The 24,901-nt window shown below is 37.1% G+C and carries 25 protein-coding genes and 1 pseudogene; 22 read left to right on the top strand and 4 right to left on the bottom strand.

Translation table 11 applies throughout. The features are described 5' to 3' along the window. Positions 1–17: 17 nt before the first annotated feature. Positions 18–1,223 (bottom strand): TcaA 3rd/4th domain-containing protein, encoded by a 1,206-nt coding sequence (locus LJY09_RS14940; protein WP_028412847.1) that lies wholly within the window; start codon positions 1,221–1,223, stop codon positions 18–20. Between the two features lie 198 nt (positions 1,224–1,421). On the opposite strand from LJY09_RS14940, the gene LJY09_RS14935 reads away from it, so the two are divergent. The 3 genes from LJY09_RS14935 to LJY09_RS14925 all read left to right on the top strand — a co-directional run bounded on the left by LJY09_RS14935 (position 1,422) and on the right by LJY09_RS14925 (position 4,160). Continuing rightward, positions 1,422–2,567 (top strand): acyl-CoA dehydrogenase family protein, encoded by a 1,146-nt coding sequence (locus tag LJY09_RS14935; protein ID WP_033579423.1) that lies wholly within the window; start codon positions 1,422–1,424, stop codon positions 2,565–2,567. A 90-nt stretch (positions 2,568–2,657) separates the two neighbouring features. Beyond that, the gene (locus tag LJY09_RS14930; RefSeq protein ID WP_099000305.1) at positions 2,658–3,212 is read left to right on the top strand and encodes a GrpB family protein; all 555 of its coding nucleotides are present in this window, start codon (positions 2,658–2,660) and stop codon (positions 3,210–3,212) included. Between the two features lie 15 nt (positions 3,213–3,227). Beyond that, entirely contained in the window at positions 3,228–4,160 is a 933-nt protein-coding gene (locus tag LJY09_RS14925) for an alpha/beta hydrolase (RefSeq protein WP_099000304.1), read from the top strand. Between the two features lie 128 nt (positions 4,161–4,288). Here the strand turns inward: LJY09_RS14925 and LJY09_RS14920 are convergent, their stop codons facing one another. Further along, positions 4,289–4,441 (bottom strand): YflJ family protein, encoded by a 153-nt coding sequence (locus LJY09_RS14920; protein ID WP_081732856.1) that lies wholly within the window; start codon positions 4,439–4,441, stop codon positions 4,289–4,291. 149 nt (positions 4,442–4,590) lie between these two features. Here LJY09_RS14920 and LJY09_RS14915 point away from each other — a divergent pair, with 149 nt between their 5' ends. The 12 genes and pseudogenes from LJY09_RS14915 (at position 4,591) to LJY09_RS14860 (ending at position 17,252) form a co-directional block, all read left to right on the top strand. Then, positions 4,591–5,454, top strand: coding sequence for an alpha/beta fold hydrolase (locus LJY09_RS14915; protein ID WP_099000303.1), 864 nt, complete (start codon positions 4,591–4,593; stop codon positions 5,452–5,454). Between the two features lie 433 nt (positions 5,455–5,887). Beyond that, positions 5,888–7,231, top strand: coding sequence for a copper amine oxidase (locus LJY09_RS14910; protein WP_099000302.1), 1,344 nt, complete (start codon positions 5,888–5,890; stop codon positions 7,229–7,231). 106 nt (positions 7,232–7,337) lie between these two features. Next, on the top strand, positions 7,338–8,300 hold the full coding sequence (locus LJY09_RS14905) for a class F sortase (RefSeq protein WP_099000301.1): 963 nt from the start codon (positions 7,338–7,340) through the stop codon (positions 8,298–8,300). A gap of 231 nt (positions 8,301–8,531) precedes the next feature. Continuing rightward, positions 8,532–10,070 carry an AbgT family transporter gene (locus LJY09_RS14900; RefSeq protein ID WP_176551777.1) on the top strand — a complete coding sequence of 513 codons (1,539 nt, stop codon included), beginning with the start codon at positions 8,532–8,534 and terminating at the stop codon, positions 10,068–10,070. A 266-nt stretch (positions 10,071–10,336) separates the two neighbouring features. Then, positions 10,337–11,563 carry an ammonium transporter gene (locus tag LJY09_RS14895; RefSeq protein WP_028412855.1) on the top strand — a complete coding sequence of 409 codons (1,227 nt, stop codon included), beginning with the start codon at positions 10,337–10,339 and terminating at the stop codon, positions 11,561–11,563. A gap of 14 nt (positions 11,564–11,577) precedes the next feature. Continuing rightward, a complete protein-coding gene (locus LJY09_RS14890; RefSeq protein ID WP_013057611.1) occupies positions 11,578–11,940 on the top strand; it encodes a P-II family nitrogen regulator in 363 nt (120 codons plus the stop codon). Positions 11,941–12,211: 271 nt separating this feature from the next. Continuing rightward, positions 12,212–12,400: pseudogene (locus tag LJY09_RS14885) on the top strand (ABC transporter ATP-binding protein); the annotation flags it as partial. 527 nt (positions 12,401–12,927) lie between these two features. Beyond that, on the top strand, positions 12,928–13,608 hold the full coding sequence (locus LJY09_RS14880; RefSeq protein ID WP_223546143.1) for a hypothetical protein: 681 nt from the start codon (positions 12,928–12,930) through the stop codon (positions 13,606–13,608). 217 nt (positions 13,609–13,825) lie between these two features. Then, a complete protein-coding gene (locus LJY09_RS14875; RefSeq protein WP_099000300.1) occupies positions 13,826–14,923 on the top strand; it encodes an acyltransferase in 1,098 nt (365 codons plus the stop codon). A gap of 121 nt (positions 14,924–15,044) precedes the next feature. After that, positions 15,045–15,581: a sigma-70 family RNA polymerase sigma factor gene (locus tag LJY09_RS14870; protein ID WP_099000299.1), complete on the top strand. Its 537-nt coding sequence runs from the start codon at positions 15,045–15,047 to the stop codon at positions 15,579–15,581. A gap of 1 nt (position 15,582) precedes the next feature. Then, positions 15,583–15,981, top strand: a complete 399-nt coding sequence (locus LJY09_RS14865; protein WP_033579410.1) for a PadR family transcriptional regulator — start codon at positions 15,583–15,585, stop codon at positions 15,979–15,981. After that, positions 15,978–17,252: an FtsW/RodA/SpoVE family cell cycle protein gene (locus tag LJY09_RS14860; protein ID WP_228307315.1), complete on the top strand. Its 1,275-nt coding sequence runs from the start codon at positions 15,978–15,980 to the stop codon at positions 17,250–17,252. Before LJY09_RS14865 ends, LJY09_RS14860 begins: the two co-directional genes overlap by 4 nt. Before the next feature lie 10 nt (positions 17,253–17,262). Here the strand turns inward: LJY09_RS14860 and LJY09_RS14855 are convergent, their stop codons facing one another. Then, complete coding sequence (locus LJY09_RS14855; protein ID WP_028412858.1) at positions 17,263–17,550, bottom strand: hypothetical protein; 288 nt, start codon at positions 17,548–17,550, stop codon at positions 17,263–17,265. 220 nt (positions 17,551–17,770) lie between these two features. Here LJY09_RS14855 and LJY09_RS14850 point away from each other — a divergent pair, with 220 nt between their 5' ends. The 3 genes from LJY09_RS14850 (at position 17,771) to LJY09_RS14840 (ending at position 19,426) form a co-directional block, all read left to right on the top strand. Then, positions 17,771–18,259 carry a GyrI-like domain-containing protein gene (locus LJY09_RS14850; RefSeq protein ID WP_028412859.1) on the top strand — a complete coding sequence of 163 codons (489 nt, stop codon included), beginning with the start codon at positions 17,771–17,773 and terminating at the stop codon, positions 18,257–18,259. Positions 18,260–18,352: 93 nt separating this feature from the next. Then, positions 18,353–18,643, top strand: a complete 291-nt coding sequence (locus LJY09_RS14845) for a hypothetical protein (protein WP_013057601.1) — start codon at positions 18,353–18,355, stop codon at positions 18,641–18,643. A gap of 324 nt (positions 18,644–18,967) precedes the next feature. Continuing rightward, complete coding sequence (locus LJY09_RS14840; RefSeq protein ID WP_033579407.1) at positions 18,968–19,426, top strand: hypothetical protein; 459 nt, start codon at positions 18,968–18,970, stop codon at positions 19,424–19,426. 41 nt (positions 19,427–19,467) lie between these two features. Here the strand turns inward: LJY09_RS14840 and LJY09_RS14835 are convergent, their stop codons facing one another. Continuing rightward, a complete protein-coding gene (locus tag LJY09_RS14835) occupies positions 19,468–20,688 on the bottom strand; it encodes a DUF418 domain-containing protein (protein WP_099000297.1) in 1,221 nt (406 codons plus the stop codon). A 165-nt stretch (positions 20,689–20,853) separates the two neighbouring features. On the opposite strand from LJY09_RS14835, the gene LJY09_RS14830 reads away from it, so the two are divergent. The 4 genes from LJY09_RS14830 (at position 20,854) to LJY09_RS14815 (ending at position 24,656) form a co-directional block, all read left to right on the top strand. Then, the gene (locus LJY09_RS14830; RefSeq protein ID WP_228307314.1) at positions 20,854–21,750 is read left to right on the top strand and encodes an NAD-dependent epimerase/dehydratase family protein; all 897 of its coding nucleotides are present in this window, start codon (positions 20,854–20,856) and stop codon (positions 21,748–21,750) included. A 121-nt stretch (positions 21,751–21,871) separates the two neighbouring features. Further along, entirely contained in the window at positions 21,872–22,318 is a 447-nt protein-coding gene (locus LJY09_RS14825; protein WP_099000296.1) for an OsmC family protein, read from the top strand. 139 nt (positions 22,319–22,457) lie between these two features. Next, a complete protein-coding gene (locus LJY09_RS14820) occupies positions 22,458–24,002 on the top strand; it encodes an MDR family MFS transporter (protein ID WP_028412865.1) in 1,545 nt (514 codons plus the stop codon). A 66-nt stretch (positions 24,003–24,068) separates the two neighbouring features. Next, the gene (locus LJY09_RS14815) at positions 24,069–24,656 is read left to right on the top strand and encodes a PadR family transcriptional regulator (protein WP_099000295.1); all 588 of its coding nucleotides are present in this window, start codon (positions 24,069–24,071) and stop codon (positions 24,654–24,656) included. Positions 24,657–24,901 lie beyond the last annotated feature (245 nt).

Raw genomic sequence — 24,901 nt, 5'->3', positions numbered from 1 at the left:
GTAAAGGGGAGTTCACTTTATTCATATGATTTAATAAAATCAACGTTATATTTTTCAACGCTTGATAAGTAGGAGTCTCTAAATGATGAATCAGGCGTATACCATGACTTTTCATAAAAATAGGCTTGAAGATCTTTCGATTTAAATACATACCCATGCCGCGCATAGATTTCATTTCGAGCTAGCCTTCGTTCACTCGAGCTCAAACTGCTAATATCACCATAACTTAATTTGTAAGAATCCGAACCCGGAAGAATATAAGAGCTTGAAGTAGCATAAGAGCGCGGCCCAGGCACGATTACTTCTCGTTCTTTTATGACGGTTTTTTCCTTTTCAACGGGCGGCGTTTGTATATTTAATATAATACTTTCTTCATTTTGAATGGTGTAAGGACTGCTTTTGAACGTGGTGCCGCCTTTTTGCACTTCTGCATGAACAGTGACGCTTCCATCCGTGGCAACAGGCCCTATTTGTGATGAGCTATTCACCTGAAGCCCCGTGCTTTTTCCGTTTACGAATAAAATAGCGTCATCTCTATTCGATGAGATTGTAACATAAGCCCCTTTAAATACAACAGATATATTTTCTTCTTTTTGACGGTAAAAATTTACAGTGGTTTGGTCTGTAAGCTTTCCGTAAGAGCTTTCATAAGAAGCTGTAAGCGGGTAATTTCCAATCATAAAAGGCCCTATTTTTTGCGTTTGATTTTTGGATATGGATTGTTTTGTATCATTGACTGTAACTGTTGCATCCTCTGGCGTGGTGAGGGAGATATAATATGATGACGGCACAACCACGTACTGTTTTTTGAAGAGTGGTGAATGTTTCTGTTCTTTTATTGTAAAGTAGATACTCGATTTATTTTTCAAATCATTTTCAACGTCTCGTAAAATAGAACCATCGGAAGTTGCATCCAACAGAGCTTGAATAGATGTGTCATTAATAACTATAGTAGACTGTGAAGAGTCTAATAACTCTCTTAACACAGCTGTATCTTTCGATTCCAATGCCTCAATAAAGCGGTCAGCCGTTTTTTCTTCTGAACCAGAGAAAAAGAAATAAAATACAAAAGTTAAAAGAAGTATAAGCACAATACCCCCGCCAATATACCAGCTCTTTTTATGCTTAGCTGCAGCTGGCGACACGGTGAAAGAAAAGCCGCAGTTATTGCAAAATAATTGATCTGTGCTTGCACTGGCACCGCATTTTGGACATTGATTCATTCACACCATTCCCTTCTTTTTATTCCATTAAATGTATGGAACGTATAGGTAAAACAGACCATTAAATTGGAAAAAGAATAGATTTAACGAGAAAGATAAACACACCAAACATGCACAGAAAAGATGAGGTATGCTATGATAAGAACTATATATTAATCCGATAGGGACACTCTGTCATATAAAAAGGAGATGAAGCAAATGAGTGTTTCATTTGTAAATAAAAATCAAAAGTCTACGTACGAAAAACTGCTACCTCTAGTCGAAAAATTTAAGAAACGAGCTTTTAAAATAGATGAAGAAGGTACGTTTCCGTTTGAAAATATTCAAGAGTTAAAAGAAGCTGGCTATACACGTCTTTCTCTAGAAAGCAACTATGGAGGAGATGAATTACGCCTTTATGATTTTTTATTATTTCAAGAATTAATTGCTCAAGGGGACGCTTCTACGGCTCTTAGTATTGGATGGCATATGGGGATTACAATGGACTTGCGTGAAAAACAGCCTTGGAGTCAGCAAATGCTCGATTTTATTTTTAAAGAAATAGAAAAAGGTGCACTTATTAATACCGCCGCTACTGAACCGAAGACAGGAAGTCCTACTCGAGGAGGCAAACCGGAAACGCTAGCTGTAAAAACAAAAAAAGGCTGGCGAATCAATGGCCGAAAAACATTCACCACGATGTCTCCAGTGTTAAATTACTTCTTAGTAAAAGCAAGCATTGAAGGTGAAGAAGAGATCGGCTTATTTTTAATTCCTCGTGAAACAAGCGGACTTTCAATAGAAGAAACATGGGATATGATTGCAATGCGCGGGACAGGAAGTCACGATCTTGTGCTAGAAAATGTCGATATTGAGCAAGACTTTCTTGTTGAACGCCTAGGTGGCTTTAAAAAGAATGAGCCAAGCGGCTGGTTGCTTCATATACCAGCTTGCTACATGGGTACAGCCATCGCAGCAAGAGATTATGCTGTCGCATTTGCTACAGAATATTCGCCTAATAGTATTGAAGGAACGATTAGCGAGTTGCCAAATGTGCAGCGTTTAGTCGGAGAGATGGAACTTGAACTCATGCAGGCGCGTCACTTTATGTACAGCGTGGCAAATAAATGGGATGAAACAAGCGACCGAGCAGCATTAGCGGGAGAATTAGCAGCTGTCAAACACGTAGTGACCAATAGTGCCTGTACGGTTGTTGACAAAGCCATGCGCATAGTAGGAGCGCGTAGCTTGCAGCGCAGTAATCCGCTGCAGCGCTATTATAGAGACGTGCGTGCTGGGCTCCACAACCCTCCAATGGATGATATGACGGTTGTTAATTTAGCGAAGCAGGCGTTTGCTAGATAAAACTTAATAACATGTTAAATGATGAAAAACTGCTTATTATAGGCTATTCTATAGTAAGCAGTTTTTTCGTTACAAAAGGAGGAATTGAAGATGAAGTCCGTAAGAGAAATTCAGCTGACACCTCATAATATCGCGTGGGAAAAGGAATTTTCAAAAGAAGCTGCCACCTTAACAACTATAATGTCAGCTCAAGTTTTAGAGGTTCATCATATCGGAAGCACTGCTGTTCCCGGCTTAAGCGCAAAACCGATTATTGATTTACTTATTGAAGTAAAAGATATAAAAAAAGTAGATACATATAATCAGAAGATGGAACAGCTTGGTTACGAAGCGAGAGGTGAAAACGGCATAAAAGGAAGACGATACTTCCAAAAAGGCGGAAATGAAAGAACCCATCATGTTCATATTTATGAAAAAGGCCATCCAGAAATTAATCGGCATATATGGTTTCGAGATTATCTGCGTGCTAACCTTGATGCAGCGAAAGAATACGAAGCGTTGAAAACAGAACTAGCGCATCGCTATCGCTTTGAACCGGAAAAATATGTGGAAAATAAAACGAATTTTATTCATAAAATAGATGGGCTAGCTTTAAAATGGAGAAAGGGAAGCAGCAATAAGAATAGGAAAGATGATCTTAGATAAAAAGGAGGAACGAGCTTGACTCCAGTTCTAAATCGACAGACAAATACAGGTAAAAAGAAAAAAACAATATGGATCAGCCTGATATCCTTTGTTATTCTTTGTTTTGTACTTTGTACGGCCATTTCTCTTTATGTAGGCATAAGCCTGACAAAACTAGATAAAAATCCTGCTGTGAAAAATCCTAGTGATTACGGCATGCACTATAGCAATCAAGTATTTTTGAGCAAAGACGGAATAACCCATTTAAAAGGATGGATGATTGAACCAACGGAACAGCCAAAAGCGACCGTTATTATGTCACATGGATACGGAAATAACCGTGAAGCACAAGGAGCTGGCTTTCTGCCGCTGAGTAAAGAATTTGTAAAAGCGGGATATCGAGTAGTCATGTTTGACTTTAGAGATTCAGGAGACTCAGAAGGAAATCAAACGACGATTGGTGTAAAAGAACAGCTCGATTTATTAGGCGTTATTCAGAAAATGAAAGAAACAACAAAAGAGCCAATTGTGCTCTACGGCATTTCAATGGGAGCAGCCACTTCTTTATTAGCAGCCTCTCAAGATGACGACGTAAAAGCAGTGGTAGCCGATAGTCCTTTTAGTGATTTAACCTCTTATTTAAAAGAAAATCTATCTGTATGGTCTCATTTACCAAATTTTCCATTTACACCGCTAACCATTGCTATTCTTCCTGTTATTGCAGATGTAAATCCTGCTGAAGCTAGTCCTATTAAAGCAGTCGAGCATATTTACCCTCGACCAATTTTATTTATACACAGCACAGGAGATACAAAAATCCCTTACACTGAAAGTGAAAAAATGGCTAAAACACACCCGGATGCTTTTTCCTTCTGGAAAACTGATAAAGCAGAACACGTTCAAAATTATCATGTATACAAAAAAGAATATGTAAAGCGCGTATTATCTTTTATTGAGCAATCGCTGTAAAAAAAGTGGATGGGACAAAAATATTTTAGACGAAATGAAAAACGAACCATTAATCAAGACTTTTGATTAGTGGTTCGTTTTTTTATTAGGACAAACGTAGGTTTCATTTCGTTATGTCTCAACCTCTTTTAGCCGTTGGTTTTACCTTGTTCTATAAGCTCAGCATGTAAATTACGAAGAATGTAGGTTTTATAACTTTCTAGCTTTCTTCCATCGATTTTAGATATATTGGCCGCTTTTAACTGCTGAACAAACCAGCCCTTTGAATAGATATGAGCCATTGTTAATCACTCCTTCAAAAAAATCCACTCTAAATAATTAACTATATTCATAAAAAGAACTAAAAAGAAGTGAACGAAGCAAATGAATTGACGTTCATTTTTTACAGCGTTATACTGCTCTACAGCTACATAAAAGGAGGAAATGAACAATGAGCAAACAGTATATAAACGTAAATGGCGTTAATTTGCACTACATAAGCAAGGGACAAGGAGAGCTTATGCTATTTCTTCATGGGTTTCCTGACTTTTCGCATATTTGGCGACACCAGATAGATGAATTTTCTAGTGATTTTCACACAGTTGCTCTGGACTTAAGAGGATATAACTTATCTGAAAAGCCAAGCGGACTAAAATCATACGAGATTGATGTATTAGTAGAAGATATTCGCCAAGTGATTGAAGGCCTAGGATATAGCTCCTGCACGCTAGTTGTACACGACTGGGGAGCAGGAATCGGATGGACATTCGCTTATCGCTACCCGGAATATGTACAAAAATTAATTGCTTTTAACGGTCCGCACCCTTATACATTTATGCGTGAGCTTAGAACAAATAAAAATCAGCAAAAAGCAAGCGAGTATATGAAATGGTTTCAAAAACAAGAAGCACAGGACTATATGGAACGAGACAACTTCTCAGGTTTGCGTAAGCTTGTGATCGACCCAGGTGTAAAAAAAGGATACCTAACAGCTGATGATGTTCAAGCATACATGAACTCTTGGGAAAATGGCTCTGTGCTGTCCATGCTAAGTTATTACCGCAATTTAAAGATTTTCACGGAAGAAGACCTTCGAAGAAAATCTTTGTTTCCGTTAGAAGAAGAAGTGTTAAACATCCCGGTACAAATTATTTGGGGAAATCAAGATCCTACTTTTATGCCTGAAAACTTAGATGGTATTGAAGAATATGTGCCAAACATATCTGTTCACCGATTAGCTGAAGCATCTCATGCCCCTCAGCATGAAAAGCCTCAAGAAGTAAACAACGTGATGTGGAATTTTTTAAATAAGTAAAGAGAAAAAGAAAGGTTTCCTTTAGAAACCTTTCTTTTTCTTTTGAATTTAAAATAATTTTAAAAAAAGTGATCCAACAGAATAAGGTGATCGTTAGGTAAGTAGAAAAGGAAGTACTTCTTGAAAAAAGCGGTTAAAAACTTTTTCAAAAAAAGTGATCTAGCTGAACAAAGCGTTCGTTAGATAAGTAGAAAGGGAAGGAATTCTTGACGAAAATGACATCTTAAAAAAGTTTTAAAAAAGTGATCCAAGGTCATTCGCCAATCGTTTAGTAGATAGAAAGAGAATACTTCCTAAAAAGAGTCATTAAATACGGGAGAACATGAAGGTAAAATATAAAGAATATTCAAAATGTTCAATCTGTTTAATGATTTAAGATGTAGTAAGAATGAAAAAAGTAGCGTACATCAACTAAAAATGAGGAGAGTGGAAAATGATGAAATTAAGCAAAAAGTTAATGATCCCTGTACTAGGAGCTTCACTATTGATGCCCACAATTGCAAACGCAGAGGAAGCACAACCAACGGCAGTAACAAAAGCTGCAGATTTACGAGCGAACTTAGACTACTTATTATCTGAACACTTTACGCTTGCCGTTGCCGCTATGACAACAGCCTATGACGGTTCTAAAGACGCTGACGCTGCGTTTAAAGCATTGGACCAAAATGCCGTTGACATGGAGCCTGCTATTGCGTCTGTCTATGGTGATAAAGGAGCAGCTGAATTTGAAAGAATTTTCAGAGAACATAATAGTTACACAGATGATTTTGTAAAAGCAACAAAAGAAAATGACAAAGAAGCCATGGCTGAAGTAGATAAAGAAGTAAATCAATTCGTAAATGAATTTGCTAAGTTCTTAAGTACTGCTACGGAAGGCAAACTACCTGAAGATGCAGCAAAAGAAGCGCTTCGCGTACATGAAGACCAAGTAAAAGAAACATTTGAAGATTATGTAGCAGGTGACTACGAAGCGGCCGCTAAAACATACCGCGAAGGATATCAGCAAATGTTTGCCATTAGTAAAGCGTTATCAAATGCAATCGTAACGCAAATGCCCGATAAATTCGATAATACCAAAGTAGATACACCAGCAGCAGATTTACGTTCTTCATTAAACAGCTTAGCAGCAGAACATTTTGCTTTAGCAACAATGGGAATGGAAAAAGGGTTCAACGGTTCAAAAGATTACGACTATGTTAGCTGGTTAGAAAATGCTAACACAGCAGATTTTAAAGCTGCAATCGGTTCAGTATATGGCGATGAAGGGGCTGCACAATTCGAAAAAATTTGGCAAGGAGATCACATCAATGCCCAAGCTGAACTAGTAAGTGCACAAGTAAAAGGCGATGAAGCAGGAGAAAAAGCTGCTAAAGACAAGCTCCATAAATTCGCGCAAGAATTTGGTACATTCTTAGGAACAGCAACAGATGGAAACCTTCCAACTGCAGACGCACAGGCAGCTATAAAAGCACATGAAGATACGGTTATTAAAACATTTGAGCAATATGCATCCGGCGACTACGCTGGAAGTTATGATACGTACCGTGAAGGGTATAAATTAATGTTTGGTGTCGGCCAAGCTTTAGGTGAAGCGATTGTAAAACAAAATCCCGATAAGTTTGCTGAGACAGCTATGCCAACAGATATGCCGAAAACAGGTATGGGCGGGGCATCTGAATCAACGATGAACCCACTAACAGCGATCTATATTGCACTAGGTTCGTTAGCTGTATTAACAGCTGGAGTTATTTTACGCAAGAAACCAGTAAGCAAATAATATTTTTTCTCCTTTTCCTTATGAATTACAAGTCAAGAGTCCTAAAAAAAGAAGAGAGGTTGTTCTCTCTTCTTTTTTATAAACAGCTGTGAAACGAGGTGACGATGTGAAAAAAGCGATTGTTCTCGCCTACTGTATATTAAGTTTAGTCCTGCTTGTTAGCGGCGGACTATATTTTAAAGAACAAATGGTAGAAGCAAAAGAAATGAAGCAACAGAATGCAGCTAAGCAAAAAGAAAAAGAATCACAATCAAAGGATTTAAAAAGCCGGGTAACGCTTGAAGAGGAATTTGCTGTATTAAAACAGCATAAAACAGAAGCCAAACAGTTAAACAAAGAATTCAAAGGAATCATTCCTGCAAAAGTGTCCATTCCAGCTATTCATGTGGAGGCTTCAATTGAACAAGTAGGGTTATTAGACAGCGGTGAAATGGCAGCGCCATCTACAGAAAATGGAGTTGCTTGGTTTGAACCAGGAGCTAAACCTGGCGTAAAAGGAAATGCTGTACTAGCAGGACACGTAGACAGTAAAACCGGTCCTGCCGTCTTTTACAATCTAAAAAACTTAAAAAAAGACGATGAAATTACCGTAAGAGATGCACAGGGGACCACGCTTACCTTTGTTGTTAAACGTACAAAAAGCTATCCGCGAGATAAGGCACCTTTAAACGAAATTTTTGGGTACAGCAACAAACGTAATTTAAATCTAATTACGTGTACAGGCACGTTTGACCGTGCAGAAGGAACCCATCAAGAGAGGTTAGTTGTATATACAGAACTAAAAGCTGACCAAGCAAAAGAATTGGAGCGTGAAGCAACTGCACCACAACCTCCTACACATGTAAAGATGAGCGGTAATTTGCTTACGTGGTACGCGGTACGAGAAGGCAATATTATCGGTTACCGAATTTATAAAAAGAACCCAGGCGGAACATTTGTCCATATTGGCAGCGTTTCGGAATTTGAGCGAAAAAGCTTTGCCGACTCCGACGCATCTCAGTCTCGTTATTATGTAACAGCTGTTAACGAGTCAGGAAAAGAGTCTGCCCCATCTAGTATAGCGAAATAACAAAAAGCTCTCTTCAAACGGAGAGCTTTTTGTTATTTTTGATTGTCGATTCAAAAGATCTCTTCTGGCTTTCTATTTATCTAAATGCTATTAGTTTTAATAGATAAATAAAAATTCCTTAAAAATAATACTTGAATAATATAAATATTCAGATTATTATGTACTAATAGTCTTTTTGGTAATTAAAAGGAAAAAAAACAAAAAGAATCTAAAAGAAAAGGGAGAGAAAGTATGGCACAACCTAATTTGCAAACAGAGCAAAAACCACATCTAACAACCTTTCTAGACAAACTATTAGGAAGAGTAGAAGCATTCGGAAACAAACTACCTGATCCTTTTATTTTGTTTGTATGCTTAGCGCTTATTATCGTATTAGCGTCTGTTGCTATTAATAGTATGGGAGTAACAGTGGTCCATCCTGGTACTAATAAGACTCTTCCAATTAAAAGTTTGTTGTCGCATGAAGGCATTCAGTATATCTTAACATCGATGCTGACCAATTTCACTGAATTTAAGCCCCTAGGACTTGTACTTGCTATGATGCTTGGAGTCGGACTTGCAGAAAAAGTAGGTCTGCTTGAAGTGGCCATAAAGAAAACGATTTTAAATGCTCCAAAAGCTCTTATTACATACGCCATCATTTTTACAGGAATTATGGCCAACTTAGCGGCAGATGCTGCTTTTGTCATCGTTCCTCCGCTTGCAGCAATGATATTTTATACAGTAGGAAGGCACCCGCTTGCTGGATTAGCGGCAGGATTTGCTGGGGTGGGATCAGGCTTTACAGCGAATCTTATTATATCCGGAACCGATGGATTGTTATCGGGCATTTCTACTGAAGCTGCTAAAACAATTGACCCAAGCGCTGCTGTCAGTCCTGCAGCGAACTGGTACTTCATGGCGGCTTCTGTATTTGTTTTAACTATTATAGGAGCGATCGTCACTGAAAAGATTGTAGAACCTAGACTGGGTAATTATAAAGGAAAAAAACGCAATGATTTTGGTGAAATTAGTGAGGCAGAAGCAAGAGGCTTAAAAAACAGTATCGTTGCTGCATGTATTTATGTCGTTGTACTAGCTGTTTTCTTATTTTGGCCCAACTCTCCTCTACGAAATGAAGACGGCGGAATTGTTCCATCTCCTTTTTTAGATGGTATCATTCCGATTACGCTGCTGTTTTTTGTGGTAGTTGGCTCTGTTTATGGAATAACAGTAGGGAAAATCAAAAGTTCTAGAGATATACCTGCTTATATGACTGATTCGATGAAAGATATGGCAAGCTACATCGTCCTTATTTTTGCGGCTGCTCAATTTATTGCCTACTTTAATTGGACGAATCTTGGAACGTGGATCGCAGTAGAAGGAGCGGATATATTGAATGCATTACATCTAACAGGCTTTCCCGTTGTAATTGGTTTTGTATTTTTAACAGCTCTGCTGAATCTTCTTATTTTCAGCGGCTCTGCTCAATGGGCACTAGAAGCACCTATTTTTATTCCATTGTTCATGCTGTTAGGGTACAACCCTGGATTTATTCAAGCAGCTTACCGAATAGCAGATTCGTCTACCAATGTAATCACTCCTTTAAATCCTTACATGATTGTCATTTTAGCCTTTATGAAAGAATACGAGCCAAAAGCAGGGCTTGGAACCATCATTTCACTTATGCTTCCTTATACTTTAGCCTTCTTAGGAATTTGGATTATAATGTTGATTGTTTTTGCTGTATTCGGTATTCCTCTAGGACCAGGTGTATATATGTATTTGTAAAGAAAAATCCTCTTCTACTCCAAGAAGAGGATTTTTTATGTTAGAAATTCTAACACTTATAAATGATATTTCAGCTTATGTGTACATAGGAGAATAAATAACAAAAAGAAAAGAGGATAAAAAAACAAAAATTTTCTGAATAAATTTGCAAAAAGTAGTTGCTAAATACATATAAATCAAATATGATAGTAAACATAACAAAACATGTTATATAATCTAACATTAAATTTAGGGGTTATTTATTCGTACTTAAGGGGGAAATCATCATGCAAATGGGCGATTCAGTATTTATGTTTTTTTCAGCATTATTGGTTTGGATTATGACACCAGCTATTGCATTGTTTTACGGAGGCATGGTTCGAAGTAAAAACATGTTAAGTACCGCGATGTATAGCGTAGGTTCATTAGCTGTCATATCTGTTCTTTGGATAGTAGCTGGCTATTCGTTAGCATTTTCGACCGGTGGCAATGCTTTTATTGGAAACTTGGACTGGGTGGGATTAAAAGGCGTTGGATTCACTCCAAACGGGGACTACAGCGCAACGATCCCGCATAACATGTTTATGATGTTTCAACTAACATTTGCTGTGTTAACAGTAGCTATTATCTCGGGTGCTTTTGCAGAGCGCATGAAGTTTTCAGCATTTATCTTATTTGCTATCCTATGGTCATTATTTGTATATGCACCCGTTGCACACTGGGTTTGGGGAGTTGGCGGATGGCTTCGTGAACTAGGAGCTATTGACTTTGCTGGCGGAAACGTCGTTCACATTTCATCAGGTGTAGCAGGATTAATTCTAGCTCTTGTTGTTGGAAAACGAAAAAATGCCGATGCTGCAGCACCTCACAATTTACCGCTAACTCTTTTAGGCGGAATGCTGATTTGGTTCGGGTGGTTTGGATTTAACGTTGGAAGTTCCTTAACTATTAACAGCGTTGCAATGACGGCTTTCATTAACACGAATACAGCGGCAGCAACAGGAATTATCGGCTGGCTTGTAGTAGAGTGGATTATTAATAAAAAGCCTACGCTGCTTGGAGCCGTTTCGGGAGCGATTGCTGGACTTGTAGCTATTACACCAGCTTGTGGATTCGTTACACCGTTTGCTTCTATTGTAATTGGTTTTATCGGCGGAGCAGTTTGTTTCTGGGGTATCTTCTCACTTAAAAAGAAAATCGGTTACGACGATGCGTTAGATGCATTTGGTCTTCACGGTATTGGGGGAACATGGGGAGGTATCGCAACGGGTTTATTTGCCACAACTTCTGTAAATGATGCCGGCGCGAATGGTTTATTCTACGGAGACCCAAGTCTACTATGGAAACAGCTGGTGGCTATCGTAGCAACGTATCTGTTTGTCGGCATCGCTACCTTCATTATTGTTAAAGTGGTTGGGTTGGTAGTATCTCTACGCGCAACACAAGAAGAAGAAACGCTCGGGCTTGATATTACGCTGCACGGTGAAAGAGCGTATCACGAATCGAATATGTAAAAGGGGTGGGCACAGTGAGTGATGTTTTAACAAAAATTGAAATTATTACGCGCCCTTCAAAGTTTGAAGAGCTTAAGCAAGAACTAGCAAAAATTGGCGTGAGCGGTATTACGGTTACAGATGCGTTAGGATGCGGATTGCAAAAAGGCATTACGGAACTTTACAGGGGGGTCAAAAAACAAGACAATATGCACGCCCGAATTAAAGTGGAAATTGTGGTCTGCGAAGTTCCCGTATCCGACGTTGTTGATAAAGCAAGAAAAGTACTAAATACAGGTCAGCCTGGAGATGGGAAAATATTTATCTATGAATTAAAAAATGCGATTAAGATCCGAACAGGGGAAGAGGGATCACAGGCATTACGAAACAATAGTTAAACTCGGGGAGAAGCGGAAAACAAAGGGTCATAAAAAGGTGCATAATATGCACCTTTTTTTAGGTTGAATAGTTACAAGGCATGTTTCTTTATGGTGACATGCTTTTTTGTTATATATACAGCCAAAGAGTATATTGTAGAAAATAACTATATTTTTATTTTTTCAGCTTCTCTTTGTATATGAGATTGAATCTATTATGAAAGATTGCGAGAAAAAAGGGGTACATAAACAGTAATCTTTTTCATCGTTTCCAGAAATAACATTTTTTACAAAGATATTCGAGATTATTATGGAATTAAATAAAAGCGGAATGACCATTTTGCTCGTTGAACAAAACGCTTATCAAGCACTGCAAATCGCGCACCGAGGCTACGTGATTCAAACGGGAGGAATTATTTTGCAAGGAAAAGGACCGGAATTAATTCACAATGAAAAAATAAAAGAAGCTTATTTAGCTTAAAAAACAAACCGCATCGCGTTTTAACGCTGCGGTTTATTTTTGTTCACAGGGGATGATTTGGATAAAGCAGGTAAGCATTGCTATTATCTGGTTTAGTTTCTTAATTAAGTAGGGAACGTTTAAAATAAGATTATTGAATAAGTGAGTAATTAGATAACCTCCTAGATGAAAGGAATGCTTCAATTTAAAGCTTTTTCATAAAAAACAAAAAAAGTTGAAACTTTTTTCATCAAAAAACGTTTATAAAGTAATAGAAAAAAATGGGTACGGTTATTTACACTCAAAAAGGAAGTGAGAGCGTGGCGACGCTGAAAACTAATTATTTGACTGACTTATGCTTAATCTATAGAGAAAGTCAATTTTATGTAATGCAAATACCTAGTTTCTACAAAAAAATGGCTAGCAAATACTTTCAGTTTCAGCCCCAAGAAAAAATAATTGCGTATTTACACAGCTCTTTTATAGCGGGCCTAGATAAAAGGGGAATTTGCTTTACAAATAAGGGGATTTACTGGAAAAGCAGAGGGATGAAAAAAGGAAAAATGTTATGGGAAGATTTCGCTAACATTCAATCCATTACCATTCGAAAAGAAGAAATGATTTGTTTTAATGACGTGGAGAAATTTCAAGTCAATCAAAACGATTACTCAGCTAGAAAGCTAGTATCTCTATTAAAAAAAATCAAGAAATTTATTCGCACTCATTCCCATGAATATATGTGTCAAGACTATATATATCCATGTGTATCCTCAAAAGAATTAACTTCTATTTGTTCATCTTTTCAAATTCATCAAACACCTGATCCAAAAGATGTGTTGTCGGTAGCAGGACAACTATGTGAAGAAGTTGAAAAAGAGATGCGAAACAGGCTCTATTTACCTGCAAAAGAAAAAATTGTAGCTCATTTAAATACATATCCTCTTCAAAAAACCGAGGGGATTACCGTTTGTTCTAAAGGAATTTATTTCTCAAAATCTTTTAAAACAGTTTATTACCCTTGGCACTTATTTCGCCACGTGAGTATTTCAGTGGAAACAGAGGAATTAAAAATTGCTAAAAAACATTCGTTATCTCTCAACTCAGCTGCCGTATCAAGCGGAGAAGTAATGCTGTTTCTCAAACAAATTAAACAGCATGTGCAGGCTTTGCATGAAAAAGAAATCGATATTAAACAAGATAATAAGTTTGCATGGAAAATGTTAATTTAAAAAACAGGTTACCGGTAATCTGTTTTTTTGTTTTGTAGTTCTTTAGAATCATTTATTTGGAATATTGAAAGACATCATACAAGTAAACAAGACTAGAATATTGGAAGTTAAGAAAATTTTTCCATGACTATAAAGTTAATTTTACCAAAATGTCTTTTTCGTTTGGATAATTATGCTAAAATAGAGCTCGAGTTTATTTTAAGGAGCTGACAACAAGATGGAACGTAATTATTCAATTGATTTTATTAAGTTTTTTGCTACAGTGTTTGTGGTTTGTATTCATGTTAATCCATCACATGACGATTTCTTTTTAGGGAACCAGGAAAATGTGCTAGATGTCATTGTTGACACATTTGCACGATTCGCGGTTCCTTTTTTCTTTATTGTATCAGGGTATTTGTTTATGAATAAAATTCAAAAACATCCAAAACCTTCTGCATACTTAAAAAAATACACGTGGAATATTTCAAAGCTTTATGCATGTTGGTTCATCTTTTATTTATTGTTTGGTGTAGTTCTGCGCTTATTTCAAAACCACGGAACATTAGCAGAGCGAAAAGATGCAGTAGCTGATTATTTAACATCATCCATCACATTCAAAGATATCTTTTATTATGGAAGTGACACAAGCGGATTTCAGCTTTGGTACTTGATTGCGTTAATTTGGGCTGTTGTTATCGTTTTCTTATTTCAAAGATGGAAAAAGATCGGTTTATTAATGATTATCAGCACCGTATTATATGTAACTGGGTTATTTGGACAGTCTTATTCTTTATTTTTTCCACTTTCTTTTCAAACGAGAGATGCCCTGTTCTTTGGTTTATTCTATACAGTATTAGGAGCTATGTTTGCCCTTTATGGTAAGCAAATTCTGTCAGTATTAAACGTAAGGCCCATGATTTATTTAGCCAGCTTTTTTGTGTTTTCAGCGTTAGAGATCGCCGAGCGCTACTGGTTGGTCAATATCCAGCACAGCAAGCCCGGAGACTATTTTATTTCTACGATTTTTTTATCGGCATCATTGTTTTTATTCGTATTAAGCAGTCCAAGTCTTGGCAAAAACTCGTTTTTTTCAAAGGTTGGGAAAAATTCAGTTGGCATTTATGTCGTGCATATATGTATATTAAATGAGACCTATCGATTGCTTCGTTCCATAGATTCTTCTTTCTTTACAAATAGTATCGTCGCATATGTACTTATCGTCCCAGCAGTTTTTTGGTGCTCGTACTATTTATACAGAGGGATTCAATGGACAAAGGGAAAGTTACATGCAAAGCCGCACAAACATTCGTTTACAAAGCTACAGCATAAATAAGAAAAGCACCGGAGCAAGGGACTGACCCCAAAGCTTCCGGTGTTTTTTTGATAAAAAATGAGTAATTTAAAACCTAATTGGCTTGAGCTTCGTCTAACGTATTGAAAAAGAGGTGAGTGAAGTGAACGATTTGCTATTTGCATTAGTAGAGCAAGAAGAGTATGAAATTCTTTTAGAAGAGGCTATGAATGAATATGGTCAATCCATCTTGCAGCTTGTATATTCTTACGTGCGAAATTCTACTGTTAGTGAGGATTTGACACAAGAAATTTTTGTGAAGTTTTATAATTCTCTTTCTACGTATTCTAAGCAATCTAGTTTGAAAACTTGGTTATGGCGCATTGCTATTAATCACTGCAAAGATTATTTAAAAAGTTGGTACGTGCGAAAAATGCAATTTACAGAACATATACATATGATTTTTGAATCAAGCAAAGAAATGATCGAAGAAGAAATGGTAAAAAAAGAGGAGTCTGAAGAATTGGTTCAAACTGTAATGAGTCTTCCATTAAAGTATAGAGAACTCATTTATCTGCATTATTTCGAAGAATACACAATTAAAGAAATAGCTGAGCTTTTATCTATTAATTCTAATACGATTAAAACACGATTACGGCGTGGAAAAGAATTGTTAAAACAAATGATAGAGGAGGGCTAATATGGATGAAAGATTACGTCATCTAAAAGGCTCAATGAAGCAATCTGTATTCCAAAACCTGCAGTTTACTGACAAGCACAAGCAAGCTATTAAGCGAAAAATAAAACAAGAAAACATTTTACTGCCAGCGCTACAGCTTCTGTCAGTTGAAAAAAATGGAATAGAACTTGTTCAAAAACTACGGAGTAGAGGAATTCAAGAGTTTGATGAACAAGAAGGGTTTGTGTACATTCTGCTGCATCAGCTTGAGCAAAAATCATACGTAACAAGCCGCTGGAAAGAAGATCAGAAGAAATACTATCAGCTGAATAGTAAAGGTAAAAAGGTAATGAAAAGCTTAGAAAATGGAAGTCAACGATCAGCTTTTGTCCTTCAAGGGTTATTAGGAGGAGGACAATGAAAAAAGAAGAATTTTTACAGTCAATTACTCAAGAAATAAAACATAAAGAAGCAAAAGAAGCAGTGTATCAAGAGCTTGATGCCCATATTAAAAACTTAGAACGAGAATCTATTCAGCGCGGTGTTTCTCAAGAGGAAGCTGAAAAAAAAGCTGTTGAACAAATGGGCAGTTCAGCGGAACTAAGCAGACGCTTTCAAAAGCTATACCGCACAAAGATTGATTGGATCTTAGTTTCATTATTTGTTGCAGCGTTAGGCTTAGGAATGTTGACAATTAAGCTAGGTTCATCTATATCAATGGAAACCAAACTTATTACTGCATTAATTGGACTAGCCCTGACAGCAGTATGTGCTTTTCAAAACTACCGCAAGTGGAGAGAGTGGGGGTGGGTAGCATTTATAGCTCCTATACTCCTCCTTGTAGTATTTAATCTGCATATATTGCCAGAAAGGATTCAACCAAACGTTCAAGGTACAACCGTAGTAAACCTATCTTTTTTTAGCCTAGATTTAAATTTCATTTTAATATTTTATTTAATAGGTTGGGGATATATTTTACAACGTAGGTCATGTAACGTTCCCATTATAGCAGTACTATTTATTTTAACCATAGTCTTATACGGGCGTTTAACTAGTATTCCTAATGTGATGATGTACATCATCATGATCGCTTCTATGTTTATATTTAGTGCTCGTAAACATGCTAAAAAGATCACTTTGTTGTTTCTGCTCACACTGTTTATAATTATAGCCGTTATGCTGCTCCTTTCAGGAAGCTCTTATTACTTAAGTCGTCTATCAATTGTGCTGCATCTAGGGAAAGATCCAGCAGGGGCAGGCTACGTCCCTGTACATCTTTCTCGCCTGTTCCATCAAGCTGAGTGGCTTCCTCAAGCTAATCCATCAGAGGGATACCGAATAGGTGGAATCGACACAGAATTTGTATATGCAGGTTTGACCTATGCCTACGGCTGGGGAATTTCAATTTTTATTATGCTAGTGTTGAGTGCTTTATTAGTAAAAATGATACTGTTAATTAAACAGATTCGCGATCCGTTTGGAAAAATGCTTGTTTCCGGAAGCGTAAGCGTGTATGCATTTCAGTTGCTTTATAATTTAGGTATGTCGTTTAATCTCCTTCCAATTATGGGTGTATGGTTGCCATTTATAAGTTATGGTATGGGTCCCACAATTGCAAATGCGGTGTTCATTGGCATTGTGCTTAGTATATATAAAACAAAAGATATACCGATAAAAGAGCTGGCTAACTAAGCCAGCTCTTTTATGATGCAATAGCATACAAAAGCTGCTTTTGCATTTTAGGAGATAAAGGAATATTTTGATACAATTCGTAAATATGATGTTCGTTCCGGTGATAACAAATCCAATCCTTGTACGTTCCTTTTAAGAAGATGCGAAAAAACACGATTCGCTTATTCGTGCCGCCTGTTTTTAATTCAATTTTCAAATCATCTGTTTCTAATGTATACTGTACTGTAGAAGAGGAGAGAGCAAGTTTAGTTGTTTTTTTACTTGTTTTAATGAATTCGGCAAGTTCAATGATCTTCATTTTTTTACCTCACTCTATTGTAAATTAGGGGTATCTTATACGTATGATGTGTACAAAGAAAATAGAATCGTTTTTTATAGTTTAGAAGAAGGATCTTCAGCCCCTTCGTTAAGGGATTTGCATAAAAGGTTGACGTTTTCTTTGAATACAAATAAAATGCATATTAAGAAGTATTTCCCTCATTGTAACTACAGAAAAAGAAGAATTAAGGGGGCTCAATATGTTGACTGACTTAGTCGTAAGTCAAAAAGTAGTCAAGGTAAATGAATTCACTGTTGTAGGAGTGCCTATTCGAACAGATGAACCTGTGGAAGAAACGGGCACAGGTCTTATTCCTGAGCACTGGCAGACTTTTTATAAACAACAGTTAGCTAATAAAATCGCCAATAAAGTAAATGGTAATACATTTGCTCTTTATACAGAATTTGAATATAATCAAAAAATGGATTTTACATTTGCTCTCGGCTACGAAGTTTTACCCGGCGGCGAACTGAAAGAGGATATGAGAGAGTTCATCATCCCAGAAGGTGAATATATGGTGTTTACAACAGCTGTTGGGCCAGCTAGACAGGTAGTCGTAGAGGCTTGGGCTTATATTCGCGAGTGGGCTAAAAAAAATCATCGTGCCTATAAAATAGATTTTGAACTATATGATGAACGCTGTATTGATCCTGAGTACAGTCAAGTTGATATTTATGTTTCGATTTAATAGCTAGTTTTGCTAAGTAGTTAAGATGCAGAGAAGCGTTTTTTGCTGCGTTCTTACTTTTGACGATAGGAATACAAAAGGGGTTTAGTGAGAGTGATCAGCAACGATTTATTACAAGCTTTAAAAGACGGATATAAACAGAGAATTAAATGGGTACTTATAAGTCAAATGGCACTGTTCATCACCGTAGCAGTCATACTTGTATCAAATTTTGTCACTAAATTTTCGTTTAACCAATTGAGCTTTATTTTTGTTTTGGTTAGTATAAGTTCGCTGTTATCAGGGGTAGAGCACGTATTGTTAAAACGTGAGAAGTGGCAATGGATTTTTGATTTTATTTTAGCTGCTTTTTTTATTGGTTTATCTATTTTTTTACACCGTTAAAGCGCCTGGTTCAGCGCTTTTTTATTTTGAACAGCTCAGCACACAAATTCCGGACCTTTCTAGTATAAACAAAACAAAAATAGGTATTTATGACGAAGATAGTCAGAAAATTTAGTAAAAAAGTCTTGTATCTTGTCTTTATTTCGATTATGATAAGTTTACACCCTTCGTATTCACTTCTTTGGATGTCAGTACCTCTATTTTTACACTACAGAAAAGAGGTGAAGCCATTTCTTCAGTTTTCCTGCTAGCCTGCATATTAACCCTTTTAGCTATTTTATTTAGTAGCAACTACCCTCAAAATTAAAGGAGAGATCCGCGCTTATGTCAAAAGCTCCTGTAAAAAACGATATTGAACTTCAACTATCTGAAACGCACTTTTTTCAACTGCTTGATTTAATTTATTTAGGTAACTGGATGGTCACAGCATGTTCTGGAGTGGAAGATGAGCATGCACAGGAATATACGGATGTAGAAAAACAAATGTTTTCACACGCAGAGCCTTTCCTTGAAAAAGGACCTTTTCACACGCTAAACAGTGAGGTTATGTTTACAGAAGAACATGAAGATTCTCTTCAAGATATTATTGGAGAATACGATAACGAAGTGTTTTGGGAAGCGCTAGCCTATCGCATGGCTAAACGAGATGTGATAGAGCAAATAGGACCCACTAAAGAAATAAAAAATGAAGTTTTTATGCAAATTTTTCATCGAGAAATGGATTATATACGAGAGTTTGAGACAAATGGAATTAAACGAATAACTATACCGCCTTTGCAGTAAAGGAGACAAATCGGCTTTCAACCTTGAAGGCCGATTTGCTGTTAAGCTGAAGCTTTTCTATTCCGCCTAAGAGGCGGGAGAGATCGGTATGTAAAGCTCCGCCATAACCATTCACACGGACCGTAATAGAAATAATAAAGCCACCACTTATTAAGAAAAAGCTGGAGTGTATAGATGATGAGACAAATAACCGTGCTTTCCGTTAAGGTAAGAGTTCCGTATAAACCAAAGACTCGAACCATCCACAGGCAAATTAAAGTTTGGCTAAGGTAAGTTGTTAATGCCATTGTTCCACTATACTTAAAAAGACCCAGCATTGAAGCATAAGGAGAAAATTGCAGGAATAACAGTAAGGTGGTAAGATAAAAAAAACATAGAAAAATGCCGCTCAAACTTGTAAAAAGGTGAATGGCCGCCTGCTGATAGAGTTCGTATCTTAAAATCTCTGTTTTTAGCATGGCCAGAATAATAGTTAAAGTGAAACCTGCTGCGCCTGTTATTGACTGAATTTTCTTGAAAAAAGAACGATTTTGTTCGATATTATGTACCAATCCTTTTTTAGCAGTATATAAGCCAAATAACAACATAGAAAATACGGGAAAGATAGAAAACGGTAGATTTAATAGCATAGGCACCACTTCAACATTCAAACGATAAAACAGCCAAGATAAATAGTCTGCTTGCCTGTAGGTGGATAAATATTGGGTTAAGACATGTTCATGTAAAGCTTTATACTCCCACTGAGCCTCCTGCAAGACGTGTGCTGGAATAAAAAACTGCATACAAGCCAAAAGATAAAAAAAGCATAGCAAGCCTATTGCCCACAGCAAAATCGTCTTAGCTTTTCGATTGTAAAAAAAGAATAATAAAAAACCGCCAATAGCATACACATGCAAAATGTCTCCATACCAGAAAAAGACAAGATGAAAAAGCCCGATTAATAGCAAAGCAGCCATTCTTCTTGACCATAAAGCAGCGGCAAAGTACTGCTTTTCTTCAGCTCTATGCAAAAAAATTCCGCATCCAAGTCCAAACAAAAAAGAAAAAATGGTAAAAAACTTCCCTTGCACAAACAGCTGCAAGAACAAATCAATATAAGCATCTATTCCTTCATACTTATAAGAAACATTGTACAGCTGAAAAATAAATATCGGAGAAGTAAAAGCCGGTATATTCACTAAAAAAATGCCCAGCAAAGCAATGCCCCGAATAATATCAAGAACAACAAGACGTTCGTTAAGGGGAAGTGGAGAAGGATTCATCGCTGTCGCTCCTTTTGGTTAGATATGTACATCTTAACACGGCAGTGGCGAAAAAATAGGTGGAAGTACAAAAAAATAAGCGGAAAGATTCATAGCTTTATGGATGAAAAAGTTGGATAATAATGGTATGGTCACCCATATCAAATATGAAAGGTGGAGAAAAAGATGAAAACAGCACTTGTGTTAGGTGGAACGCGTTTTTTCGGAAAAAATTTAGTTCAGACATTGCTTTCTAAAGGAGTACAGGTTACGTTAGCAACGCGAGGTAAAACACCGGATGATTTCGGCGACCGAGTTGAGCGAATTTTTCTTGATCGTGTAGAAAAAGATTCTGTAATCGAAACAACAAGAGGAAGAAAATGGGATGTTATCTTCGATCAAATATGCTATTCTTCACACGGCGCAGCTGTTGCTGTTGAAGCTTTTCGTCATAGTACGAGTCACTATGTACTTACCTCGACTCTTTCAGTATATGGTTCTTTAGAAAAAACGTGTTATGAAGAAGATTTTGATCCATACAAGTATCCTATTTCATATACACGCCGTGAAAATATTTCCTATCAAGAAGGAAAACGCCAAGCCGAGGCAGTATTCTTTCAAAAAGCACCGTTTTCGGTAACAGCTGTCCGTTTTCCAATTGTTATGGGAAAAGATGATTATACGGACCGCTTGCGTTTTCACATAGAAAAAATTATGCATGGAGAAGAAATTGGTGTACCGGCTATTGAAGCAGAAATGAACTTCATTTCACAGGAAGAAGCAGGTGAATTTTTAGTTTGGTGTGCAGAACAGAAGCTAAAAGGGCCGATTAACGCTTGTTCAAATGGTACCATTTCACTCAAAAATTTATTTTCATATATTGAACAAGCAGCGGATAAAACAGCAAGAACAACCTCTCGTTTAACGGATGAAAATAGTTCTCTGTACGGAGTAGATCATTCTTGGACGATGAGCAATGAAAAAGCTAGCTTTTGGGGATATTCATTTACGAACCTGCAGGACTGGCTGCCTTCATTAATCAAAACTGTCGTTGAAAGCGAAAAGAAAGTACCTTTAAGTTAGAGAACAACAAAGACTGCACGTTTAGCAGTCTTTTTGCTGTTACAAGCAGAACATTTTTATTTTATGAGCAAAAAAGGTACGCTAAGTATACATCATTATATAGAAGAAAGAAGGATACACTATGGCAAAACATCACTTTCATTTGCAAGCAAATTGGCCAGGAGGCCGAAATGAAGTGGGAACAATTGAAGCAGGGCAATTAAAAACAAGCATTTCTATTCCACCAGAAATGGACGGGCCAGGAGCCGGGACAAATCCAGATGAAATGCTGCTAGGAGCAGCAGCCACCTGCTACATTATCACGCTTGCAGCGATGCTAGAAAGAAGTGGAATCCATCAGGAGGCTTTAACGATGGAATCAGAAGCTATCGTGGACGTAACGAATGGTGTGTTTACGTACGAAAAAATCATTCATAAACCTCACGTGATCGTCACACCTAAATTTGCGGCCCAAGAAGAGAAAATCAATCGACTTATAAAAAAAGCAGAAACGTCCTGTATGATTTCAAGAGCCATTCAAGGAAATGTAGAGATCGAATTAGAACCTCAGCTCACAGTAAAAGCGTAATGAATCCATTACGCTTTTGTTATGTTTATTTCTAAAAAATAGCACATTTAAGATTGTAAAATACTCAAATTTGAATATAATAATTTAAGTAGCTATCATTTCTGTTCATCAAAAAGATGACGCGAAAGGAGGAACTGAAATGGTTTCATCAGAAAAACATATTCGTTTTATCGTAGCAGGATTGCTGCTCGGTATTTTTATGTCAGCCATGGATAATACCATCGTAGCGACGGCTATGGGGAAAATCATTTCTGATCTAGGCGGATTAGATAAGTTTGTTTGGGTTACGTCCGCTTATATGGTTGCCGTGATGGCAGGTATGCCGATATTTGGTAAACTATCTGATATGTACGGCCGTAAACGGTTTTTTATTTTTGGGTTAACCGTATTCTTACTTGGATCCGCATTGTGTGGTTTAGCACAAAGCATTGTGCAGCTAAGTATTTACCGAGCGATTCAAGGAATTGGAGGAGGAGCGCTTCTTCCGATTGCTTTTACCATCGTATTTGATATTTTCCCTCCTGAAAAACGCGGGAAAATGACGGGATTATTAGGTGCCGTTTTTGGCTCAGCAAGCGTATTTGGTCCACTTCTCGGTGCTTACATTACGGAATACATCAGCTGGCACTGGGTGTTTTACGTGAACGTGCCAATTGGACTTTTATCGTTATTTTTTATTATGCGCTTTTATAAAGAGTCAAAAAGTCATAAAAAGCAAAAAATTGACTGGGCTGGTGCAGCCACTCTTGTCATTTCAGTAGTAAGTTTAATGTTTGCTCTTGAACTTGGAGGAAAAGAGTATGAGTGGTCTTCTCCGCAAATTTTATCTCTTTTTGCTATCTTTGCTGTGGCGCTGTCACTCTTCTTTTTTGTGGAAAAGCGCGCGCAAGAGCCGATTATTTCATTTTGGATGTTCAAGCGCCGTTTATTTGCAACATCACAGATTCTCGCTTTCTTATACGGAGCAACGTTTATTATTTTAACGGTATTTATTCCTATTTTCGTTCAAGCTGTCTACGGAGGTTCTGCTACAAATGCAGGTTTAATTTTAACTCCGATGATGTTAGGCTCAGTAGCAGGAAGTGCGATCGGCGGGATTTTTCTCACAAAAACAAGCTTCCGAAACTTGATGATTATGTCCGTTTTTTCATTTGCAGTAGGAATGTTCTTGTTAGGAACAATGGAACCTGATACACCTCGTTGGATGCTCACGGTATTTATGATTTTGACTGGATTTGGCGTAGGGTTTAGCTTTTCTCTTTTACCAACGTCGTCAACTCATAAGCTAGATCCACAGTTTAGAGGTTCTGCCAACTCAACAAACTCATTTGCTCGTTCTTTAGGAATGACGCTGGGAGTTACGATTTTTGGAACGATTCAAAGCAATACATTTACAAATGAGCTGCAGCGCAATTTTCAAGGTATGGGAAATGGATCACAAGGAGCATTTTCTCAAATAGGAGATCCGAGTGCAGTTTTTCAATCAAGTGCCCGAAACAGCATTCCGCCTCAAATATTAGATAAGATTGTTGATGCTATGTCTACATCGATCACGTATGCATTTATGCTTGCTCTTATTCCAATTGCAGTAGCTATTATTACTGTCTTTTTAATGGGAAATGAACGAGTGGAAGTTCCCCCTAAAAAGCGGGTAGAAGCTAAGGAACCGGCAGCTCAAAAATAGAAAAGGCACGAATTTATTCGTGCTTTTTTTACTAAATAAGATGCATGTCAAGAGGTGAAAGGTGTTATGAGTGTTAAATTAGTCATACTGGGCTTATTAATGGAAGGAAATAAGCACCCTTATGAAATTCAGCAAACCATTAATGAAAGACAAATGAAGCACTATATTAAACTTGCAAGCGGTTCTTTATATTACGCTTTTGATACGCTCGAAAAAGATCAGTTGGTGAAAGTAGTCGATGTGATTCGAGAGACGAACAGACCTGAAAAGACCGTTTATTCTATCACGGATGCAGGAAGAGAAGAATTTGAACGCCTTTATTTTGAACAGCTGTTAAAAAAAGAGCATATGCATAGACCTGTTTATGCTGCTCTTTCATTTACTTCTTACGTGGATCAAAAAAAAGTGGCTTCTGCTTTAGAAAAAAAGATTGAGGAAACGGCAGCTTATTTAGAAAAAATGCAAAATTTGTACCAAGTTAAAAAGGTCGATCATTCCATTGCAAATCTGTCGATCATTATGCGCACGATTATGCATTTGAAAGTAGAACTAACTTGGTTCACTCATTTACTCAAAGCGGCGAAAAGCAGCAAGCTTACAGAAGTAGATGATGGTTATTTTAAAGACGTTGAAAAAATCGTAGATGAGTTTTAAAAAAAGAAGCAAAACACTGCTTCTTTTTTTAAATAGTCATAAAATATATTTTAAGCAATTTAATTTTGCCAAAAGCTAGGTCAATAACAATTAATTAACACCTGATTCGACCTTTAATCAGCTTTACTTATAAAACGCTTTCAAAAAGTAGTAAGACTATTAAAAAAGTAAAAAAAATTAAAGAAATATAGCGATTTCATTTTGATTGACGAGTAAAAGAGTGGTAAAATATAAGCAGATATCAG

Origin of the sequence: Priestia sp. J2 (genome assembly GCF_020790095.1) — a bacterium.
GTDB lineage: Bacteria > Bacillota > Bacilli > Bacillales > Bacillaceae_H > Priestia > Priestia zanthoxyli.
Note: the sequence above shows the minus strand (reverse complement) of the source record. Positions and strands in the feature narration are given on the sequence as shown.

What these genes read in the sequence shown, in the direction of transcription:
- LJY09_RS14940 (WP_028412847.1), bottom strand. Translation starts at nt 1,223, where the DNA reads ATGAATCAATGTCCAAAATGCGGTGCCAGTGCAAGCACAGATCAATTA.
- LJY09_RS14935 (WP_033579423.1), top strand. Translation starts at nt 1,422, where the DNA reads ATGAGTGTTTCATTTGTAAATAAAAATCAAAAGTCTACGTACGAAAAA.
- LJY09_RS14930 (WP_099000305.1), top strand. Translation starts at nt 2,658, where the DNA reads ATGAAGTCCGTAAGAGAAATTCAGCTGACACCTCATAATATCGCGTGG.
- LJY09_RS14920 (WP_081732856.1), bottom strand. Translation starts at nt 4,441, where the DNA reads ATGGCTCATATCTATTCAAAGGGCTGGTTTGTTCAGCAGTTAAAAGCG.
- LJY09_RS14915 (WP_099000303.1), top strand. Translation starts at nt 4,591, where the DNA reads ATGAGCAAACAGTATATAAACGTAAATGGCGTTAATTTGCACTACATA.
- LJY09_RS14910 (WP_099000302.1), top strand. Translation starts at nt 5,888, where the DNA reads ATGATGAAATTAAGCAAAAAGTTAATGATCCCTGTACTAGGAGCTTCA.
- LJY09_RS14900 (WP_176551777.1), top strand. Translation starts at nt 8,532, where the DNA reads ATGGCACAACCTAATTTGCAAACAGAGCAAAAACCACATCTAACAACC.
- LJY09_RS14895 (WP_028412855.1), top strand. Translation starts at nt 10,337, where the DNA reads ATGCAAATGGGCGATTCAGTATTTATGTTTTTTTCAGCATTATTGGTT.
- LJY09_RS14880 (WP_223546143.1), top strand. Translation starts at nt 12,928, where the DNA reads ATGAAAAAAGGAAAAATGTTATGGGAAGATTTCGCTAACATTCAATCC.
- LJY09_RS14875 (WP_099000300.1), top strand. Translation starts at nt 13,826, where the DNA reads ATGGAACGTAATTATTCAATTGATTTTATTAAGTTTTTTGCTACAGTG.
- LJY09_RS14865 (WP_033579410.1), top strand. Translation starts at nt 15,583, where the DNA reads ATGGATGAAAGATTACGTCATCTAAAAGGCTCAATGAAGCAATCTGTA.
- LJY09_RS14860 (WP_228307315.1), top strand. Translation starts at nt 15,978, where the DNA reads ATGAAAAAAGAAGAATTTTTACAGTCAATTACTCAAGAAATAAAACAT.
- LJY09_RS14855 (WP_028412858.1), bottom strand. Translation starts at nt 17,550, where the DNA reads ATGAAGATCATTGAACTTGCCGAATTCATTAAAACAAGTAAAAAAACA.
- LJY09_RS14850 (WP_028412859.1), top strand. Translation starts at nt 17,771, where the DNA reads ATGTTGACTGACTTAGTCGTAAGTCAAAAAGTAGTCAAGGTAAATGAA.
- LJY09_RS14840 (WP_033579407.1), top strand. Translation starts at nt 18,968, where the DNA reads ATGTCAAAAGCTCCTGTAAAAAACGATATTGAACTTCAACTATCTGAA.
- LJY09_RS14835 (WP_099000297.1), bottom strand. Translation starts at nt 20,688, where the DNA reads ATGAATCCTTCTCCACTTCCCCTTAACGAACGTCTTGTTGTTCTTGAT.
- LJY09_RS14830 (WP_228307314.1), top strand. Translation starts at nt 20,854, where the DNA reads ATGAAAACAGCACTTGTGTTAGGTGGAACGCGTTTTTTCGGAAAAAAT.
- LJY09_RS14825 (WP_099000296.1), top strand. Translation starts at nt 21,872, where the DNA reads ATGGCAAAACATCACTTTCATTTGCAAGCAAATTGGCCAGGAGGCCGA.
- LJY09_RS14820 (WP_028412865.1), top strand. Translation starts at nt 22,458, where the DNA reads ATGGTTTCATCAGAAAAACATATTCGTTTTATCGTAGCAGGATTGCTG.
- LJY09_RS14815 (WP_099000295.1), top strand. Translation starts at nt 24,069, where the DNA reads ATGAGTGTTAAATTAGTCATACTGGGCTTATTAATGGAAGGAAATAAG.